This is a genomic window from Kitasatospora sp. NPDC097605, assembly GCF_040302725.1.
Classification (GTDB): domain Bacteria; phylum Actinomycetota; class Actinomycetes; order Streptomycetales; family Streptomycetaceae; genus Kitasatospora.
On sequence record NZ_JBEOSF010000048.1, the window covers coordinates 25,026 to 43,528 of the forward strand.

Annotated in this window: 14 protein-coding genes and 1 pseudogene; 5 read left to right on the top strand and 10 right to left on the bottom strand. The window is 75.8% G+C overall.

The window, feature by feature from the left end:
* Nucleotides 1-23: 23 nt before the first annotated feature.
* Both ABTX81_RS34915 and ABTX81_RS34920 read left to right on the top strand, forming a co-directional pair.
* A complete protein-coding gene (locus ABTX81_RS34915) occupies nucleotides 24-842 on the top strand; it encodes a methyltransferase domain-containing protein (RefSeq protein ID WP_350554060.1) in 819 nt (272 codons plus the stop codon).
* 53 nt (nucleotides 843-895) lie between these two features.
* Nucleotides 896-2,119 carry a benzoate/H(+) symporter BenE family transporter gene (locus ABTX81_RS34920; RefSeq protein ID WP_350554062.1) on the top strand — a complete coding sequence of 408 codons (1,224 nt, stop codon included), beginning with the start codon at nucleotides 896-898 and terminating at the stop codon, nucleotides 2,117-2,119.
* Between the two features lie 36 nt (nucleotides 2,120-2,155).
* On the opposite strand, the gene ABTX81_RS34925 is transcribed toward ABTX81_RS34920, so the two are convergent.
* Both ABTX81_RS34925 and ABTX81_RS34930 read right to left on the bottom strand, forming a co-directional pair.
* On the bottom strand, nucleotides 2,156-2,452 hold the full coding sequence (locus ABTX81_RS34925; protein WP_350554064.1) for an SHOCT domain-containing protein: 297 nt from the start codon (nucleotides 2,450-2,452) through the stop codon (nucleotides 2,156-2,158).
* Between the two features lie 41 nt (nucleotides 2,453-2,493).
* Nucleotides 2,494-2,964, bottom strand: coding sequence for a DUF6325 family protein (locus ABTX81_RS34930; protein ID WP_350554066.1), 471 nt, complete (start codon nucleotides 2,962-2,964; stop codon nucleotides 2,494-2,496).
* Nucleotides 2,965-3,238: 274 nt separating this feature from the next.
* On the opposite strand from ABTX81_RS34930, the gene ABTX81_RS34935 reads away from it, so the two are divergent.
* The gene (locus ABTX81_RS34935; protein WP_350554068.1) at nucleotides 3,239-4,642 is read left to right on the top strand and encodes a hypothetical protein; all 1,404 of its coding nucleotides are present in this window, start codon (nucleotides 3,239-3,241) and stop codon (nucleotides 4,640-4,642) included.
* A 13-nt stretch (nucleotides 4,643-4,655) separates the two neighbouring features.
* On the opposite strand, the gene ABTX81_RS34940 is transcribed toward ABTX81_RS34935, so the two are convergent.
* The 8 genes and pseudogenes from ABTX81_RS34940 to ABTX81_RS34975 all read right to left on the bottom strand — a co-directional run bounded on the left by ABTX81_RS34940 (nucleotide 4,656) and on the right by ABTX81_RS34975 (nucleotide 14,150).
* A complete protein-coding gene (locus ABTX81_RS34940; RefSeq protein WP_350554070.1) occupies nucleotides 4,656-5,060 on the bottom strand; it encodes an SHOCT domain-containing protein in 405 nt (134 codons plus the stop codon).
* Nucleotides 5,061-5,164: 104 nt separating this feature from the next.
* Nucleotides 5,165-6,553, bottom strand: coding sequence for a pyridoxal phosphate-dependent decarboxylase family protein (locus tag ABTX81_RS34945; RefSeq protein WP_350554132.1), 1,389 nt, complete (start codon nucleotides 6,551-6,553; stop codon nucleotides 5,165-5,167).
* Between the two features lie 177 nt (nucleotides 6,554-6,730).
* Nucleotides 6,731-7,093: pseudogene (locus tag ABTX81_RS34950) on the bottom strand (suppressor of fused domain protein); the annotation flags it as partial.
* A 108-nt stretch (nucleotides 7,094-7,201) separates the two neighbouring features.
* Complete coding sequence (locus ABTX81_RS34955; RefSeq protein WP_350554072.1) at nucleotides 7,202-9,061, bottom strand: ABC transporter ATP-binding protein; 1,860 nt, start codon at nucleotides 9,059-9,061, stop codon at nucleotides 7,202-7,204.
* 172 nt (nucleotides 9,062-9,233) lie between these two features.
* On the bottom strand, nucleotides 9,234-9,371 hold the full coding sequence (locus ABTX81_RS34960) for a SapB/AmfS family lanthipeptide (protein ID WP_350554074.1): 138 nt from the start codon (nucleotides 9,369-9,371) through the stop codon (nucleotides 9,234-9,236).
* 79 nt (nucleotides 9,372-9,450) lie between these two features.
* Nucleotides 9,451-12,021, bottom strand: coding sequence for a class III lanthionine synthetase LanKC (gene lanKC, locus ABTX81_RS34965; protein WP_350554076.1), 2,571 nt, complete (start codon nucleotides 12,019-12,021; stop codon nucleotides 9,451-9,453).
* 631 nt (nucleotides 12,022-12,652) lie between these two features.
* Nucleotides 12,653-13,129 carry a hypothetical protein gene (locus ABTX81_RS34970; protein WP_350554078.1) on the bottom strand — a complete coding sequence of 159 codons (477 nt, stop codon included), beginning with the start codon at nucleotides 13,127-13,129 and terminating at the stop codon, nucleotides 12,653-12,655.
* Between the two features lie 67 nt (nucleotides 13,130-13,196).
* Nucleotides 13,197-14,150 (bottom strand): GlxA family transcriptional regulator, encoded by a 954-nt coding sequence (locus tag ABTX81_RS34975; protein ID WP_350554080.1) that lies wholly within the window; start codon nucleotides 14,148-14,150, stop codon nucleotides 13,197-13,199.
* A 117-nt stretch (nucleotides 14,151-14,267) separates the two neighbouring features.
* Between ABTX81_RS34975 and ABTX81_RS34980 the strand changes: the two genes are divergently transcribed.
* Both ABTX81_RS34980 and ABTX81_RS34985 read left to right on the top strand, forming a co-directional pair.
* The gene (locus tag ABTX81_RS34980; RefSeq protein ID WP_350554082.1) at nucleotides 14,268-14,906 is read left to right on the top strand and encodes an HD domain-containing protein; all 639 of its coding nucleotides are present in this window, start codon (nucleotides 14,268-14,270) and stop codon (nucleotides 14,904-14,906) included.
* Between the two features lie 99 nt (nucleotides 14,907-15,005).
* Nucleotides 15,006-18,458, top strand: a complete 3,453-nt coding sequence (locus ABTX81_RS34985; protein WP_350554084.1) for a LamG-like jellyroll fold domain-containing protein — start codon at nucleotides 15,006-15,008, stop codon at nucleotides 18,456-18,458.
* Nucleotides 18,459-18,503 lie beyond the last annotated feature (45 nt).

Genomic DNA, 18,503 nt, shown 5'->3' on the forward strand with positions numbered 1-18,503 from the left:
GCGGTGTCCCTAGAGTGGGCGCCATGACCGACCCGCGCCCCACCTCGGCCTTCCACCCCTCCAACACCGATCCCGCGGTCACCGAACGGCTGATCGCCGCGCTGGACGCGCTGGCCGCCAACCCCGGCGTGCGGCAGCTGCGTGCATGGGCGCACGACCGGCTGGCGCCGGCCGCCGGCGAGCGGGCGCTGGACGTCGGCAGCGGCACCGGCTCGGAGACGCAGGTGCTCGCCGCGGCGGTCGGGCCGGGCGGCAGCGCGCTCGGTGTCGAGCCCCATCCCGGACTGCGCGCCCTCGCCGAGCGCCGCGCCGCCGACGCCGGCAGCCGAGCCCGTTTCCTGGACGGCGACGCCCTCGCGCTGCCACTGCCCGACGCGGAGGTGGACGCCGCCCGGTGCGAGCGTGTCCTGCAGCACCTGCCGGATCCGGCGCGGGCCGTCGCCGAGATGGCCCGGGTGCTGCGGCCGGGCGGCCGGCTCACCCTGCTGGACACCGAATGGTCCACCTTCGTCGTCCACCCCGCCTCCCCCGAGGTCAGGACCGCGCTGGCCACCGTCGTCCAGGACGCCGCCGCCGCGCCGGACGCCGGGCGCCGCCTCGCCGAGTGGGAGGCCGCCGCGGGTCTGACCGTCGACGAGTTCGGCTCCGCCGTCCTGCTGCACGATCCACGCTCCGTCACCTGGCCCCTGGTGCACGGGCTCGGGACGGCCGCCGTCGAGCGGGGGCTGATCACCGAGGCACAGCGCGACCGGCTCTACGACGAGCTGGCGGCCGCCGCCGAGCGGGGCACCTTCCACCTGTCGGTGACGATGTTCGCCGTCGCCGCCCACCGGCCGCGCTGACAGCGCCCGACCGCCCCGGTGGGGGCTCCGACGGGTTTCGGGATACTGCCCGGATGACAGATGAACTGACGGTCGGACCGGAGACGGATCCGGTCGGGGGCGAGGGACCTCGGACGCTGCGGCGCGATGTGTCGGCACCGGCGCTGCTGGCGGGGCTGGTGTGCGTCGCGGTCTCGTTCTCGGGGCCGCTGGTGGTGGTGCTCGCGGCGGCCGCCGCCGGGCGGCTGGACGCGGCGCACACGGCGTCCTGGATCTGGGCGGTGGCGATCGGCAGCGGGGTCAGCGGCTTCGCGCTGAGCTGGTGGACGCGGACGCCGGTGATCACCGCCTGGTCGACGCCGGGGGCCGCGCTGCTGGTGACCAGCCTCGGCGGCTACCCCTACCGGGAGGCGGTCGGCGCGTTCCTGGTGAGCGCGGTGGCGGTGACGCTGTTCGGGGTGACCGGCTGGTTCGGCCGGCTGATCGCCGCCGTGCCGGCCGGCATCGTCAACGCGATGCTGGCGGGCATCCTGTTCTCCTTCGGCGCCGGGATCTTCGGCGCCGTGCACAGCGCGCCGCTGCTGGTGGTGGGCAGCTTCGCGGCCTTCCTGCTGGCGAAGCGGTTCGCGGCCCGGTACGCCGTGCTGGTGGCGCTGCTGGTTGGCGGCGTGCTCGCCGCGCTCTCCGTCGGGCTGCCGCTGCGGCACGGCACCGGCGGGCCGACCGTGCCGGTGCTGACGGCGCCGGCGTTCTCCTGGTCGGCCCTGGTGGGGCTGGCGCTGCCGCTCGCGATCGTCACGCTGGCCTCGCAGAACGCGCCGGGACTCGGGGTGCTGCGGGCCTTCGGCTACCCGGCGGACGACCGGCTGCTGATCGGCACCACCGGCGCGGTCTCGGTGCTGCTGGCGCCGTTCGGCTCGCCCGGGGTGAACCTGGCGGCGATCACGGCGGCGATCTGCTCGGGCCCGGAGGCCCACCCGGACCCGCGCCGCCGGTACGTGGCCGGGATGTCCTCGGGGGCGCTGTACGTGCTGGTGGGCAGCTTCGGCGGGGTGCTGGTGAGCCTGTTCACCGGCCTGCCGAAGGAACTCGTCGCGGTGATCGCCGGGGTGGCGCTGCTGGCCTCGCTGCAGGGCAGCCTGGCGGCGGCCGTCGCGGCGGAGCGCGGGCGGGACGCGGCGGTGGTGACCTTCCTGGCGAGCGCGTCGGGGATGACCCTGTTCGGGATCGGCTCGGCCTTCTGGGGCCTGCTGTTCGGGCTCGGCACCCATCTGGCGCTGGACGCGCGCCGCGGCTGAGCCGCGTCCGGGCCGCCGGACCGGGGCCCGAGCCCGTCAACTGCCGAGGATCCTCGCCTTCTGGGCGGCGAACTCCTCCTCGGTCAGGACGCCCTGCTCCTTGAGCGTCGCCAGGTCCTTGAGCTGGTCCAGCTTCTCCTCCATGGTCGGCGCGGCGGCCGGCGCGGGTGCGGGCGGTGGCGGGGGCGCGGCGGGCTCGGCGTAGTAGCCGGCCTGCTGGGCGTCCTGCTGCGCCCAGCGGCCGGCCTGCCGGCGCGAGACGCGGTTGGAGACGGCGGTGGCCGTTCCGGCGACCACGGCGGTGCGGGCGACACCGCGGAGCAGTCCGGGCATGGCTTCCTCCTGGGGGTCCGGATGGGGATGAGGGGCGGGGGTCAGCTCGCGGCGTCGAGCCCTTCGAGCGAGTCCAGGACGTCCAGGAGGTCCTGGAGCTGGACGCGGCCGCCGGCGACGATGCGGGCGTCCTCCCGGCGCAGGGCGTTGGCCAGCGGCGCCGCCCAGCGGTTCTCGTAGAGGAGGACGGCGGCGGAGTCGCCCGGCTCCAGGAGCGCGCCCGCCTCGGCGAGGTCGGACTCGCCGAAGAGGCCCGAGGAGGCGCCCTCGAAGACGGTCAGGTCGAGGCGCCCGTCGCCGGTCACGTCGGCCAGTTCGGCGCCCACCACCGTGCCGTCGGCGGCCTTGCGGACGAAGGTCAGGTCGAGGACGCGGATGATGTCGCGTTCGACCAGGTCGACGAGCAGGGGCAGTCCCTCGCCGGTGAGGTGGCTTCCGGGGAACGCGATGACCAGGTAGTCGATGGGGCCCGGCTGGTCGAGTTCGCCGGTCGTGTCGGGTTCGCTGCTCACGTCGGCTCCTGGGGGAGGAGGGCCGGCCGACGGCGTCGGCCGGGAGCCGGCCCCGGACGCACGCGTGGAGCCGACCCTCCGCGAAGCTAACCCGCCCGCCCCGCTCCGCGGCTCACCTGTTCGGGGTGATCCGGCCGGGCGCCCCACCGGAGGGCGCGGCTCACCCCGGTGGGGCAACCCCGCTCGCCGTCCGCGCCGCCGGGCCCTTGGCTGGTGTCGACGGTGGCCCCTCGTCCCGGCGCCGTCGTTCCGCCCAGAACGAGGAGCTGCCCGCATGCCACCGGCCGAGTCCAGCACGCCGCAGCCCGGCCGCCCGGAAGACGGCCGCCCGCAGCCCGGGCGCCCGAAGCCCGAGCGCGCGCAGGCCGACGAGCTGGAGGCGCTCCACCACCGGGTCGCCCAGCTGGAGGCCGAGGCCGGCCGCCGGCCGCAGCACCACCGGCTGCGCACCACCGGCGCGACCGTGCTGGTGATCGTGGCCTCGGTGCTGTCGCTGCTCGCGGTCATCGCCGTCTGGGCCCACGACGAGATCACCGACACCGACCGGTTCGTGGCGACGATGGCACCGCTGGCCCACGACCCCGATGTGCAGAACGCCCTCGCCAACCGGATCACCGACGCCGCGACCGAGCAGATCGACGTCAAGGCCTTCGTCAACGACCTCTCCCAGGCCGCCGCCGAGCAGGGCGTGCCGCCCCGGCTCGCCCAGCTCCTGGGCGGGCTGACCAGTCCGCTGGAGGGGGCGCTGACCGATCTCGTGCACGGCGCCGCCCAACGGGTGGTCACCAGCGAGGCCTTCGCCACCGTCTGGGAGGAGGCCGTGCGGGCCGGGCACGCCACCATGGTCAAGGCCCTCACCGGCCAGGGCGGCGGCGCGGTGCAGCTGAAGAACGACGAGGTCGTGATCGACATCGGGCCGATGGTGGAACGGGTCAAGACCGAGCTGGTCAACGCCGGTTTCGCGCCGGCCGCCAAGATCCCGGAGGTGCACACCTCGTTCGTGGTGTTCTCCTCCCCCGACCTGGCCAAGATCAAGGGCTGGTTCCGGCTGCTGCAGATCCTCGGCTGGTGGCTGCCGGTGATCACGGTGCTGATCGCCGCGATCGGCGTGCTGACCGCCTTCAACCGCCGCCGCGCGCTGGTCGGCGCCGCGCTCGGCATCGGGGCGGCGATGCTGCTGCTCGGCATCGCGCTGGCCGTCTTCCGCTCCTACTTCCTCGACCACCTGCCCCCCGACGCCTCGCCGGCCGCCGCCGGAGCCGTCTACGACGCCATCGTCGACTACCTGCGCACGGCGGTGCGGATGATCGGCTTCCTGGCGGTGGTGGTCGCGCTCGGGGCGTTCTTCGTCGGCCCCTCGCGGGCCGCCGTGACCGTGCGCTCGGTGACCGGGCACGGGGTCGCGGCGCTGCGCGCCTCCGCCGACTCGGCGGGTTTCCGGGCCGGCCCGGTGGAGCGCTTCGTGCGCCGCTGGAAGCGGTGGCTGGGCGTGGCGGTCCTGGTCGTCGCCGCGGTGGTCTTCGTCCTGTGGGACCACCCGACGGGCATGGTCGTGTTCTGGTTCGCCGTGGTCGTGCTGGCGGCCTTCGCCCTGCGCGAGTTCCTCGCCCCCGCCCACCCCGTCACCCCCGCGTCCGCGTCCCCCGCGCCGGTGGGCGCGGGGGACGCGGAGCACTGAACGCCCGGGGGCGTCAGCCGCCGCCCAGGACGAGCGCCTTGGCGCGCAGGTACTCCTCCTCCGTGATGGAGCCGTCGCGCTTCAGCTCCGCCAGCCGGGCCAGTTCCTCGGCGGCACTGGCCGGCTTCGCCTGCGCGCCGGCCGCGTCCCGCACATAGGTGCGGAACTCCGCCTCCGCCTCCTTCGCGCGGGTCATCTCGCGCATCCCCATGCCCTTCCCGCGGGCGATCAGATAGATGAACACCCCCAGGAACGGCAGGATGATCAGCAGCACGCACCAGCCCGCCTTGCCCCAGCCGTTCACCGTGTCGTCCCGGAACAGGTCGCCGAAGACCCGGAACAGGAGCATGAACCAGAGGATCCAGAGGAAGAACCACATGGTCGTGAGGAAGATGTTCAACAGCGGATAGTCGTCCATCGCCCGCCTCCGGGGAGAAGCCGAACCCCCTCGCGGCCTACCGTGGCACTCCCCGCCGGGCCGCGCACCACCCCGGACGGGTGAGGGCCGGGACGGGCCGGCCGTCAGCCGGCCGGGGTGCGCAGCGCCCGGGCCAGGGCCGCGGCGGTGCGGCGGACGTCCGCCTCGGTGGTGCGCCAGTTGCTGAACGCCGCGCGCAGGGCGGGGACGCCGGCGTAGTGGGTGGGGGTCAGGAAGGCCTCGTCGGAGACGGCCGCGGCCAGGGCGGCGAGGCGTTCGGGGGTGGGGTCCTCGGCCAGGGTGAAGCAGACGACGTTCAGCCGGACCGGGGCCAGCAGCCGCAGTCCCGGCGTCGCGCCGACGGCCTCCCCCAGGGCGCGGGCGCCCGCCACGCAGCGCTCGACGATCTCCCGGTGGCCGTCCCGGCCGTAGGCGCGCAGGGTGAACCAGGCGGCGAGGGCGCGCAGCCGGCGGGAGTTCTCCGGGGTGAGGTGCACCAGGTCGGGGTCCTCGCCGAGCGGGCCGAGGTAGGCGGCCGCGTTGCGGAAGACCTGGGCCTGGAGGTCCGGGCGCCGGGTGAACTGCACGGCGCTGTCGTAGGGCACGTTCAGCCACTTGTGGAGGTCGACGCAGACCGAGTCGGCCCGGTCCAGGCCGGCCACCAGGTGGGCGTGGCCGGGGGCCAGGGCGGCGAAGGCGCCGAACGCGGCGTCCACGTGCAGCCAGCAGCCGTACCGGTCGCGCAGGTCGGCCAGCGCCCGCAGGTCGTCGAAATCCACCGTGTTGACGGTGCCGGCGTTGGCGACCAGTACGCACGGCCCGTCGCCCGCCGCCAGTGCCCGCTCCAGCGCGGCCACGTCGACCGCCTCCCGGCCGGGCAGCACGGGCACCCGCACCAGCGCGGAGCGGCCGAGGCCCAGCACCGACAGGGCCTTGGCGACGCTGGAGTGGGCGCTGCCCGACAGCACCCGCACCCGGCCGAGCGCGGCGGCGCCGTCCTCGGCCACGTCCACGCCGAGGCGTTCGCCGAGCCACTGCCGGGCGATCGCCAGGCCGACCGTGTTGGACATGGTCGCGCCGCTGACGAAGGTGCCGCTGTGCGCGGCGGAGAGCCCGAACAGCTCGCGCAGCCAGCCGGCCGTCTCCCGCTCCAGCTGCTGGCCGGCGCCGTCCAGCGAGGAGTTGGAGTTCTGGTCGGCGGTGGCGGCCAGCCAGTCGCCGGCCAGCGCCGCCGGGGTGACGCCACCGGTGACGAACCCGAAGTAGCGCGGCCCCGCGCCGGCCGAGAGCCTGGGCTCCCAGCGCTCGCCGAACTCGGCCAGCGCCGCCCGCAGCCCGCCGCCGTGGCCGGGCAGCGGGGCGGGGGCGGGCGCCTCGGCGACGGGGACCACCGCCCGCTCGTCCAGGGAGGCCAGGAAGGCGGCCGCCACCTGCCGGGTCTCCTCCAGCAGTGCGGGCAACCGGGACAGGTCGGCGGCGAGTTCGGGGTGCATGGCGCGTTTCTCCGAATCGGTCGGGTGTGTCGTCGAGGCTAGCCGCCGCCCCACCGGCTGTCCCGGTCCAATCCGCACGCGGTGGCCTGGTCGGGCCCGCGCTCGGACCACCGACGCCCGGAACGGATCGGTGGGGACGACGGCCGCCTCGTGGAAGAGCCGCTCCAGCGCCTCGTGGCCGTGCCGCCGGCGGAAGCCGATCTCGGCCGCCGTCACCGGCAGCGCCCACAGGACGCGGGCGTGCCCGTCGGGCAGCGGACAGTGTTCGAGCTCGGGTCCGTGCAGATGGGGCAGGCTGATCAGCAGGTGGTCGCAGGCCGAGCCCGGCACCCACGGCTCGCCGATGGGCAGGCTGTGCGCCACGCCGAGCCGGTGCCCGCCGCGCCGGTAGTCGGCGATCATGACCAGGAGCTCGACGAACCGCCGGTCCCGGACGTCGGCGGTCAGGACGAACTCCAGCCCGTGGCCGTCCTCGGCCGTCGCCTCCCAGCAGCCCGCCGTCACATACGCCCAGCCGCCGCCGCGCGGGCCGGGCCCCACGACCAGGACGCGCGGGTCGTGGTCGACGGCCGCACGGGATGCCCCTCGAAGAAGGCCCGGACGTGGCCGGAGTGTGGAGCCGCGATCCGTCCTGGGAGGGCGGCGGGGTCACGGTCGCGGGGGCGTGCGGCTGTCGGCGGGGAGGGGCGGGCCTGCCTGGCTGGTCACCAGTTCGCGGTAGGGGGCGCAGCGGGCGAGCAGGGTGGGGTGGTCGGCGGCGTCGACGACGGTGCCGCCGTCCATCATGATCACGTGGTCGGCGTGCTGGACCGTGGAGAGCCGGTGGGCGACGACCACGACGGCGCTGCGGCGGGCGAGGCGGTCCACGATCTCGCGGAAACGCAGTTCGTTCAGGCCGTCCAGCTGGCTGGTGGGCTCGTCCAGCAGCACGATGTCGGCGTCGGCGAGCAGCGCGCGGGCCAGGGCCATCCGCTGGCGCTGGCCGCCGGAGAGGTCGAACTCGCGCCCCAGGACGGTGTCCAGGCCGTGCGGCAGGCGTTCGACGTCCTCGGTCAGGCCCACGGTGGCCAGCGCCCGGGCCAGCTCCCGCTCGTCGGCGGTGCCGGCCCGGCCGAGCTGGAGGTTGTCCCGGGCGCTGGCCTCCAGGAGGGTGAACTCCTGGTCCACGTACGCCATCCGGGCGCGCAGCGCGCCGAGCGGCCAGGCCTGGAGGTCGTGGCCGAGGACGCTGACCGAGCCGGCGCCGGGCCGGGCGAAGCGGCCGACCAGGGCGAGGGCGGTGCTCTTGCCGGCGCCGGACGGGCCGACCACGGCGGTCAGTCCGGTGCGCGGGACGCTGAAGGAGGCGGCGCGCAGCGCGGCCCGCCGTGCCCCGGCGTGGGTGTAGGAGACGGTGCGGAAGACCACGGCCGGGGCGTCGGGCGCGGGGGTGGGCGCGGTGCGGGCGGCGTCGTCCGGGTCGGCCTCGGGGGGCAGCGCGAGGAGTTCGTTGCAGCGGTCGCGGGCGGCCAGCCCCGCCTGGAGGCGCCCGAACCCGGTGGCCAGCGTGTTCACGGACGGAACGGTCTGGAGCAGGTAGAGCAGGAAGGCGGCGAAGGCCGCCACCTTCAGCTGGCCGGCCGCCAGCCGGGCGCCGCCGGTGAGGATGACCGCGATCATCGCGAACTGGTTGCCGAGGGTGAGCACGGCCGGTACCAGGGCGCCGAGGCGGGCGCCGGTCAGCGAGACGGCGCGCAGGTGGTCGGCGTCCTCGGCCAGGACCCGGTCGGCGAGCGGTTCGGCCCGGTACGCCTTGATGGTGGTGAGGGCCTCCAGGTCGGCGGTGAAGCGCTGGGCGATCCGGCCGACCGCGTCCTGCTGCCCGGTGACGTTGGCCCGCATCCGGCGGGTGATCACCAGGACCAGGGCGGTCAGCAGGGCGAGCGCGGCGACGGTGACCGCGGTGAGCACCCAGTCGATCCACACCATGACCCCGAGGGTGGCCAGCACGCTGAGCCCGGCGAGCGGCAGCTGCATCGCCACTTCCACGACCTGGCCCAGCAGTTGGGCGTCGGAGGTGACGCGGGCGGCGAGTTCGCCGGTGCCCCGGGCGCGGACCACGGGCAGCGGCAGCCGCAGCGTGTGGGCCATCAGGGCGGTGCGCAGCCGGTAGGTCATGGCCTCCGCGACCCGGGCCAGCTGGAAACCGGAGAGGGCCTGGGCCGCGGCGCCGGTGAGGGCGGCCGCGGCCATCATCAGCAGTCCGGGGGCGAGCGAGCGGTGCTCGGAGAAGTCGCCGACGATCCGGCGGACCAGCAGCGGCAGGGCGAGGGCGGCCGCCGTGGCCAGCACGGCGAGGGCCAGGGCGGTGGCCAGGCGGACCGGCTGGGCGGCGAGTTCGCGGCGCAGCCGGACCCGCGGCGGCGCGGACGCGGGGGCGGGCGCGGGGCCGGGCTCCGGCGTGGGCACGGGGGCGGCGTCGGCGGGCGGCGCGGGCGCGGTGGTGGCGGTCGCGGGCCGGTCGGCCACGGAACACCTCTCTCCTGGGCGGGGCTCCCGGGGAGCCGGGACGACGGAAGGGGCCGCAGCGGCGGTGGCCGCTGCGGCCCGGGGGTCTGTCCGGGAGCCGGCCCGGGTGGTCGCGCGGACCACCCCGGCCGGCTCGACCGTCATGGACCGCCCGTGCGGGCGGCCGGTCGGGTCAGAGGCAGAGCAGGGTGCTGACGGTGCTGGTGCCGCAGTTGAGGACGCTCAGCGAGCTGGTCTGGTCGAGGGTGTCGTCGATCGGGGCCGCCTCGGTCTCGGGCAGCTCCAGGGTCTGGAGGTCGAGGATCGCCATGGGATTCTCCTTCGGTGCGGTTGGATCGCCCGGCCGGGCGGCCGGGAGTCGGTGGGGGCGCGGTGCGCGCCCGGGGCGGTCACCGGGGCGCGGGCGCCGGCGCGGTGAACGGGAGGAAGGGGGTGCCGGCCAGGGCCGTGCCCAGGGCGAGCAGCACCCCGGCCGAGCCGGTCGCCAGGTCCGTCGACAGGCGCAGCAACTGGTCGCCGGGGAAGGCGAGGTGGCCGTGGTAGGGGACCTGGTGGAGCGTCAGCAGGGCCCGGTGCCGGGTGAGCAGGGGCTCCGCCGCCGTCCGGTCGCCGGTCAGGGCGAGGTAGCCGAGGAGTCCGGCCCGTCCGTTGAACAGGCCCGGCTGGATCACGAACTCCGGCTCCGCCGCCTTGCGGATCAGCGGCTGCCGCTCGGCGAGCGCGCAGTCGGGCCGGTGGGCGAGGAGGGCGGCCAGGGCGAGGCCGATCCCCACGCTGCCGGTCTCGATGTAGGGCAGCACCCGGCGGCGCTCGACCACCTGGAGCGTGCCGTCGGCCACCCGGACGCAGCGGTCGAGGTCGAGTTCCAGCAGGGCCTCGGCCTGGTCGAGCAGGGTGTGGTCCCCGGTGTGCTCGTGGAGGCGGACGAGGGCGAGCGCGGCGCCCGAGGCTCCGGCCAGCAGCCCGGCCCGCCGTCCGGCGTCGCCGCGCCCGGTCTTCTCCCAGGTGATGGCGGCGCTCCTGGCGGTGCCCAGTGCCTCGTCGAGCAGCCGCTCGTCCCCGGTGGCGCGGGCGAAGTGGAGCAGGGTGAGCGCGATCCCCGGGCCGCCGCCGGCCAGCGTGGGCTCGGAGGCCGGTTCGCCCTCGGCGGCCGCGCCGAGGCGGCGCAGCAGGGCCGAGGCCTGCTCGTGCTCGCCCAGCAGGTCCAGGACGTAGGCGACGCCGTGGCCGCCGTGGTACAGCCCGGGCACCGGGGCGCGGTCGCGGGCGGCGCGGGCCAGCCACCGCACGTGCGCGGGATCGACGGCGGCCCCGGTCGCGTGCAGGGCGTAGAGCACGCCGGCCGCGCCGTGCGCCAGGCCGAGCCCGCCGTGGGTGAACTGGGCGACGTCGCCCGGGAAGAGCCGGTCGGCGCGCTCGGGGGTGGCCGCCGCGGCAATGCCGGCGGCCAGCGAGTCCCTGATCGCGGGCCAGTCGGCGACCGGCGCCTCCAGCAGCGCGCGGGTCTCGGCGCGGCCGGCCTCCAGTTCGGGGCGGGGCGTGCGGCCGTCCTGCGGCGAGCGGCCGAGGTGGCGGCGGATCTCGGCGGTGTAGCCGGGCGGCACCGGGAAGCGCCGCTCGACGGCGTCGGCGAGCCGGCCGGCCTTCTCCGGGTCCAGCGCGGTGAGCTGGACCAGCGGGTAGAAGAGCCAGAGCCGCAGCGCCGCCAGCCCGTACCGGTCGACGTCCGTGCCGGTGCGCCCGAGCGGGGCGGTGAACCCGGCGGCTCCCAGCGCGGGGCGCAGGAAGTCCTCGACGGTGCTGGCGAGTTCGAAGTCGATGAAGCAGAGGTCGCCGTCCGGCCTGATGATCAGGTTCCGGGGGTGGAGGTCGCCGAAGACGACGCCCCGGGCGTGGATCCGCTCCAGGGCCCGTTCCACCTGCTCGACGATCGCCAGCGCGTCCCGGGTGTACTCGGCGACGGCGTCCTCGTCGGTGTCGGGGTGGATCAGCGGGTAGCGGGCCGTCAGCCACTCGCTGAGGGACTGGCCGGTCACGTACTCCTGGACGAGGAACTCGTGCTCCCAGGCCGTCAGCAGTCCGTGCTCGGCGGGGACCCCGGGGACTCCGGCGAGCCGGGCCAGCACGGCGTGCTCGTTGCGCAGCCGGGTCACCGCGTCCACGCCGCGCTGGTCCAGCCCGGCGAACGGGCGGGCCTCCTTCAGCACCACCGGCGGTCCGTCCTGCCCGTCGCGGGCCAGGTAGACGCCGCCGGCGTTGGAGAAGTGCAGGACCCGCTCCACGGTGTACGGCAGCCCGGTGTCGCGCCGGACGGCGCGCTCGGCGACCGCCGGGGCGATGCACTCCGGCACCGGTGCCCAGGAGGGGACGGCGAAGGCGACGCCGCGCACGTCCGGGACGAGCCGTCCGTCGGGCCGGGCCAGGGCCAGCACCCGCTCGCCGGCCTCGTTGCGGCAGTAGCGCTCGGCGAAGCCGCCGTAGCGCAGGTACAGCGGGCCGTCCTGCCAGCGCAGGTCGCTGAGGATGTAGGGGCCCTTCCGGCCGGCGAGCAGCGCGCCGAGGCCGTCGAGGCAGCGTTCCGACTCGGCGTCGTCCACCGGGTACAGGGTGCAGAACTTGCCGCTGGAGCCGCGCGGCGCGTACTTGGAGTTCTGCACCTGGAGGATCGGCAGGCCGCGCAGGAACTTGAAGGTGATCCGTTCGCGCAGGCAGTAGGCGAAGACGGTCTCCAGCACCTCCTCCGCGGTCTCGACGCACGAGGAGACGTGGATCTTCCAGCCCTGGTCCGGGATCCGCACGTCGACGGGACGCACCACCGCCCACATCTCCAGGTCGCCGTGCTCCCAGCCGTCGGGCAGCGGGCGGGTGACGGCGGCGAACTCCTCCTGCGCTCCCCAGCGGCGGGGCGAGTCGTAGAAGAGCGGGTCGGCGTAGGCGTAGGCCTCGTACCGGTTGTCCAACGGAACCCTCCTCGTGGCGGGGTCGGCGCGGAGCGGGACGGCGTGGAACCGGACAGCGTGGAGCTGGACGGCGCGGAACGGGACAGCGTGGAACCGGACAGCGTGGAACGGGTCGGCGCGGAGCGGCCGGCGCCGGGCGGCGCGGCACGGCACGGCGGGAAACGGCGCCGGGCACGGCGGAGCGGGGGGCTTGCGGCGGGAGGCGGAGCCCGGAGGTGAGGTTCCGGTATGGCGATCGGGCCATCCGAATATTGGGTTCGCCGTCATGACTCCGCAACGGCGCGCATTCCGCCGCTCCGGCCGGCCGCGCGCGCCCCGGACGCCGAGGGCGCCACTCCGCGAGCAGGGCGCCGGGTCGCACGCCGCCCCCGGCCCGGGACCGGCCGGAACACCGGACGGAGCAGCCCAGGGGCGGCGCACGCCCGGCGCGCCCCCGGGTCCACCCGCCCGGGGGCCGCCCCCTCTTCTGTCAGATAAACCGAACAGCTGCCCGTTGTTTGATATTGCCGTTCTATTTCAGCAGTATTTCAGGGGGCCGGGAAATTTGTTTTCCCTTGACCGACCGGGAGCCTCATCGGAATGATTCGTTCGCACGGGTCCGACCCCGAACGCCACTTCCGCCCCACCAGGGTCAGGGACCGAGCTGCGCGAAGGCGGCGGTGCCGTGCAGCACCGCGCCGGAGGTGCGGGCCGCCTCCAGGCTCCGGCCGAGCACGTCCGCGCCCTGCGCCGGGTCGAGTTCCATGAGATCGGGCGGCCACGTCCCCGGCGGCACCACGAGCACCACCACCAGGGCCCGCCCCGCGGCGGCCGCCACCCAGCCGGGCGAGGCGCGGACCTCGGAGGCCGGCTCCCAGAGCTGCCGGCCGCCCACCAGCACCAGCCGGCTCAGCACGTCCCCGCGCAGCCCGACCACGGCGGTGGTGGCGGGCGGCTCCCCCGCCGCCAGCACGAAGCCGCTGTCCACCGCGCTCTCCACGAACTCCCCGTACAGCCGCGGGCCGATCTCCACGATCAGCTCCGCGAACGGCGGCCCGGCCGCCGTCGCACGCACCGCCAGGGCCCAGACCATCGGCGCCGCCGCGCCGTCACCCGCTTCGTCCGCCATACCCCGTTCAACGAGCCGGCCGCCCGATCGGAGCGGGCCGGCGCGCGGTGCCGTCGGGGCCGTACCGTCAGGAGCCCGTGCTGCCGAACCGCCGGCGGTAGTCGGTGGGCGTCGTGCCCAGGTGGCGGGCGAAGGCGCGGCGCATCGTCTCGTCGCTGCCCAGGCCGCTGTGCCGGGCCGCGGCCGAGACGCTGTGGCCGTCCAGGAGCAGCTGCCGGGCGCGGTCCAGGCGCACCAGTTCCACCCAGCGGGCGGGGGTGGTGTCCAGTTCGGTGCGGAACAGCCGGGTCAGGTGGCGGGTGCTGACGGCGGCGGTGGCGGCCATCGCCGGCAGGCTGTGGTCGGCGGCCGGGTCGGCGAGCACGGCCTCGGTGAGCGTGCGCAGCAGCTCACCGCGGACCGGCGGGGTGGCCAGGGCCGCGGAGAACTGGGACTGGCCGCCGGGGCGCTGGACGAAGACGACGAGCTCGCGGGCGATCCCGCGGGCGACGTCGGCACCGTGGTCGTGCTCGACCAGGGCGAGCGCGAGGTCGATGCCCGCGCTGATGCCCGCACCGGTGTGGAAGCGCCCGTCCCGCACGTGCAGGGCGTCGGGCTCCACCCGCACCCGGGGGTGGCGGCGGGCGAGGGTGGCGACGTGCCGCCAGTGGGTGGTGGCGCGGCGGCCGTCGAGCAGGCCCAGCGCGGCCAGCACGAAGGCGCCGGTGCACACCGACGCCACCCGGCGCTCCTCCCCCACCAGGGCCCGCGCGGCGGCGAGCAGACCGTCGTCGGGCCCCTCGGCGGCGAGGTGGTCGGCCCCAGCGATCACCAGGGTGTCCAGCGGCCCGGCGTCCCCCGGGGCGACGGTGTCGGCCAGGGCCGCGCCGTTGGAGGCGGTGACGGTGCCGCCCCGCGGCGAGACCAGCACGGTCCGGTACGGGTGGCCGAGCCGCCCGGCCTGGTGGAAGACCTCCAGGGGGCCGCTGACGTCGAGCAGGGTCACGGCGTCGAACACGAGGAAGCCGACCCGCCGGGTCATGTCCGGATCCGTGGGGCGAACGGCTGAACAGACATGGCGCCAGCGTACGCGCCCGGGCGAGTCTGGAGGAGTCGGACCGCACGGTGCCCGAGCGGTCCCCGAAGGAAGGAAGAAGAGATGACCGAGACGATCGCCGGTGTGCGGATCCCGGACAGCGCCCTGGCCGCGGAGGCCACCGAACTGGTGCGCGAGGTCGCCTCCCCGCTGCTGTTCGACCACTCCCGGCGGGTCTTCCTGTTCGGGTCCCTGCGCGGCGCCGAGCAGGGGCTGGACTTCGACCCCGAGCTGCTCTACATCGGCGCGATGTTCCACGACCTCGGACTCACCGGCCGCTTCGCCCGCACCGACCAGCGCTTCGAGATCGACGGCGCCGACGAGGCCCGCCGCTTCCTGCACGCCCACGGCATCACGGGCGAGCCGGCCGACCGGGTGTGGACCGCGATCGCCCTGCACACCACCCCGGAGATCCCGCTGCACATGGCGCCGGAGATCGCGCTGGTCACCCGGGGCGTGGAGCTGGACGTCCTCGGCATCGGCTACCACGCCGTCAGCGACGAGCAACGCGCCGCCGTCACCGCCGCCCACCCCCGGCCCGACTTCAAGAACCGCATCCTCGCCGCGTTCACCGAGGGCATCAAGGACCGGCCCGCCACCACGTTCGGCAACGTCAAGGCCGACGTCCTGGCCCACTACGTGCCCGGATTCGAGCGCGGGGACTTCGTCGAGGTCATCAAGGGCTCCGCCTGGGCCGAGTGACGACCGGTCAGCCGCCCCGGCCACGGCGGCGGGGCGGGCCACGGGGTGCGCACGCGCCGGACATCCTCCGTACACGCGACCGGCCTACAGTCCGCCGTCATGAATCGATCATGTTCACGCCGGGCCGGACGCCGGACGCGGCTCCGGACCGGCGCCCCGCGGCTCGCCTGGCCGGCCTGGGTGGCGGCGCTCTGCACCACGGTCGTCCTCGCCCTGGCCGGCCCGCCCGCCGGGCAGGCCCTCGCGAGCGGGGTCAGCGGCACCACGGACCAGGTGCTCTTCGCCGGCGGCACCGGCGGCTACGGGTGCTACCGCATCCCGGCCCTGACCCGCACCGCCGCCGGCACCCTGCTCGCCTTCGCCGAGGCCCGCAAGTCGCCGACCTGCGCCGACCGCCAGGACATCGACCTCGTGGTGCGCCGCTCCACCAACGACGGCCGCAGCTGGGGCCCGGTCGAGGTGGTGCTCTCCGGCGGCCCCGAGGACCCCGACCAGCCCTACACCCGCGGCAATGCGGCGCCCGTGGTGGACGCCACCACCGGCCGGATCTTCCTGCTCTCCACCTCCAACCCCGCGACGCCGACCGGCAAGCGGCTCCCCTGGATCCAGCACAGCGACGACGACGGCCGCACCTGGTCCGCCGCCGAGCAGCTGACCTCGACGTTCTCCGGCGCCACCAACGGCTGGTTCGCCACCGGCCCCGGCCACGGCGTCCAGCTCACCCAGGGCGCGCACGCCGGGCGCCTGGTGGTCGGGGCGCACCAGGTCCCCTCCGCCGGCACGGACTACGCGGGCGTGCTCTACAGCGACGACCACGGCGCCACCTGGCAGGCCTCCTCGACCCCCAACTCCTACGTGGCGGACCCGGCCGACCCCGGACAGGCGCTGGTCAACCCCGGCGAGGTGTCCGTCACCGAGCTGCGCGGCGGCAGCGTCTACGCCATGGCGCGCAACCAGATCGGCGGCAGCGCCAACCACCGCACCCGCGCGGTCAGCACCGACGGCGGGACGACGGTGCCCGCCGCCACCGTGATCCCCTCGCTGGTCACCCCGGACGTCCAGGGCTCGGTGCTGGCGCTGCGCCAGACCTGGCAGAGCGCGTCCGGCGACACCCTGCTGTTCTCCGGCCCGGCCGATCCCACCAGCCGCAAGAACATGACCGTGCGGTACTCCACCGACAACGGCACCACCTGGAAGACCCCCGCCAACGGCCTGATCACCGGCGACGCCTCGGGCTACTCCGACCTGGTGGAGACCGTCGGCGGCGAGCTCGGGCTGCTCTACGAGACCGGCACCACCTTCTCCGCCGACCAGCTCCACTACCGCACCCTCGCCCCGGCCGCGCTCGGCGTGCCCGGCGGCTTCCACGGCACCGGCTCCGACCAGCAGCAGGTCGCCGCGGCGGTCACCACCCCGGACGCGAGCTCGCAGCACGGCGACGCCTACCCGCGCGGCGGCGCGGCGCTCGGCCCGGGCCGGTTCTACCAGGGCCTGGTGCTGGACAACGCCGGGACCGCCGCCCAGTACGCGGACCTGCCCTGGTCGCGGCCGATCGACCCCGGCGCGGGCGACTTCACCTACGCCCTCTGGTTCAAGTACCAGGCCACCGCCGCCACCGCCCAGCAGGCCCTGTTCTGGGGCTACGGCGTGGGCGCGTCCGCCCCGCAGGTGTGGCTGCGCGCGCAGCCCGGCCAGGACCGGCTCTACGCCTGGGTGCAGGGCAGCGACGCCGGCACCCCCGTCGCCCTGCCCGACCCGTCGGCGGCGACCGCCTTCGGGGACAACGCCTGGCACCTGGTGACGCTCTCGCGCACCGGCGGCACCGTCAGCCTGGCGGTCGACGGCGGTACCCCGGCCACCGCCACCGGTGTCACCGGCGCCGTCACCCCGGGCCCGGCCGGCCGCTCCACCGGGCTGCGGCTGGGCGCCAAGGCCAACGCCGCCGCCGACGACCGCTTCACCGGCACCCTGGACGAGTTCCGGATGTACCGCACCGCGCTGACGCCCGCCCAGATCACCGCGCTGCGGGACGCCAACGCGAGCGAGCTCGCGCCCGCCGCCGACGCGGCGCTCGGGGTGCGGCTGCCCTTCCAGGTCCTGGACGGGGCGAGCGTACCCACCCGCACCCCGATCGCGATCGAGGAGGACGTCTCCGGGCACTGCGCCGACGGCACCCTGCTGGGCAGCGGCAAGCCCTCGCCGGTGACCGGCCGGGTCGGCGCGAGCGGCCTCGCCGTCGGTGGCACCCACCCCGGCGTCGAGGTGCCCTACACGCCGGCCCTCGACGTCGGCTCGGGTGACTTCAGCTACACCCTCTGGTTCAAGTACCAGGCCGGCACCGGCGACCAGGCCCTGCTCTGGGCGTACGGCTCCACCTCCGGCAAGCGCTCGCTGTGGGTGCGGGCGCAGCCCTCCCAGGACCGGCTCCACGCCTGGGTGCAGACCACCACCGGCACCGTCTCGGTGGCCCTGCCGGACACCTCCCCGGCCACCGCCTTCGGCAACGACGCCTGGCACCTGATGGCGCTCACCCGCACCGGCGGCACGGTGCGGCTCAGCGTGGACGGCGGCGCGGGCGCCTCCGTCGACGGCCTCACCGGCTCGCTGACGGCCGGCCCCGAGCAGGGCATCGAGGGCCTGCGGGTGGGCGCGAAGCCCACCGGCACCGATGTGCTGACCGGCGCGCTGGACGAGGTCCGGCTCTACCACCGGGCGCTGAGCGCCGCCGAGCTCGCCACGGTGGCCGGCTCGCCGTCCGGCAGCGGCGGCTACTACCCGGCCGACCTGCCGGCGCTCTGGTGGAGCTTCGAGAACCAGTGGACCCAGCAGCACGACGTGGTGCGGCTGGACGACGGGCCCTCCACCCCGGACAGCTCGGCGCACTGCGTCAACGCCCGGGTGGACGGCGGGGCCGGGCTGACGGCGGCCGGCGCGTTCGGCGCGGCGCTCACCCTGGACGGCACCGACGACGACGTGCGGCTGCCCTACCGTTCGGCGGTGGCGCTGGGCGCGGACGACTTCACGATCAGCACCGAGGTGCGGTACCAGGCCCAGCCGGCCGGCCCGGACCAGGTGCTGCTCTGGGCGTACGGCACCGGTGGCGCCGAGCGGCAGATCTGGCTGCGGGTGCAGCCCGCGCAGGACCGGCTCTACGCGGCCTTCGAGACGGACACCGCGACCACCACGGTGACCGCGGTGGACACCTCGGCGGCCACCGCGTTCGGCGACGGCGCCTGGCACCAGGTGGCGCTGCGCCGCTCGGCGGGCACGCTCCAGCTGCTGGTGGACGGCGCGGTGGCCGGCTCGGCGGCCGTCCCGGCGGGCTCGGTGACGGTCACCGACGCCTTCGCGGTGAGCGGCTTCGAGCTCGGGGCCAAGCCCGACGGCACCAACCGCTTCACCGGCTCGCTGGACGAGTTCCGGATCCACCGCCGGGCGCTGACCGACCAGGAACTGGTCTCGGTGCACACCACCAACGCCGACCTGGGCACGGTCACCGCCGTCCGGCTCGGCTTCGACTCGCTCAGCCCGAACGGCTTCGCCAAGAGCTGAGCCCGGGACGGACCGGGGCCGGGTGTGCCCGCACACCCGGCCCCG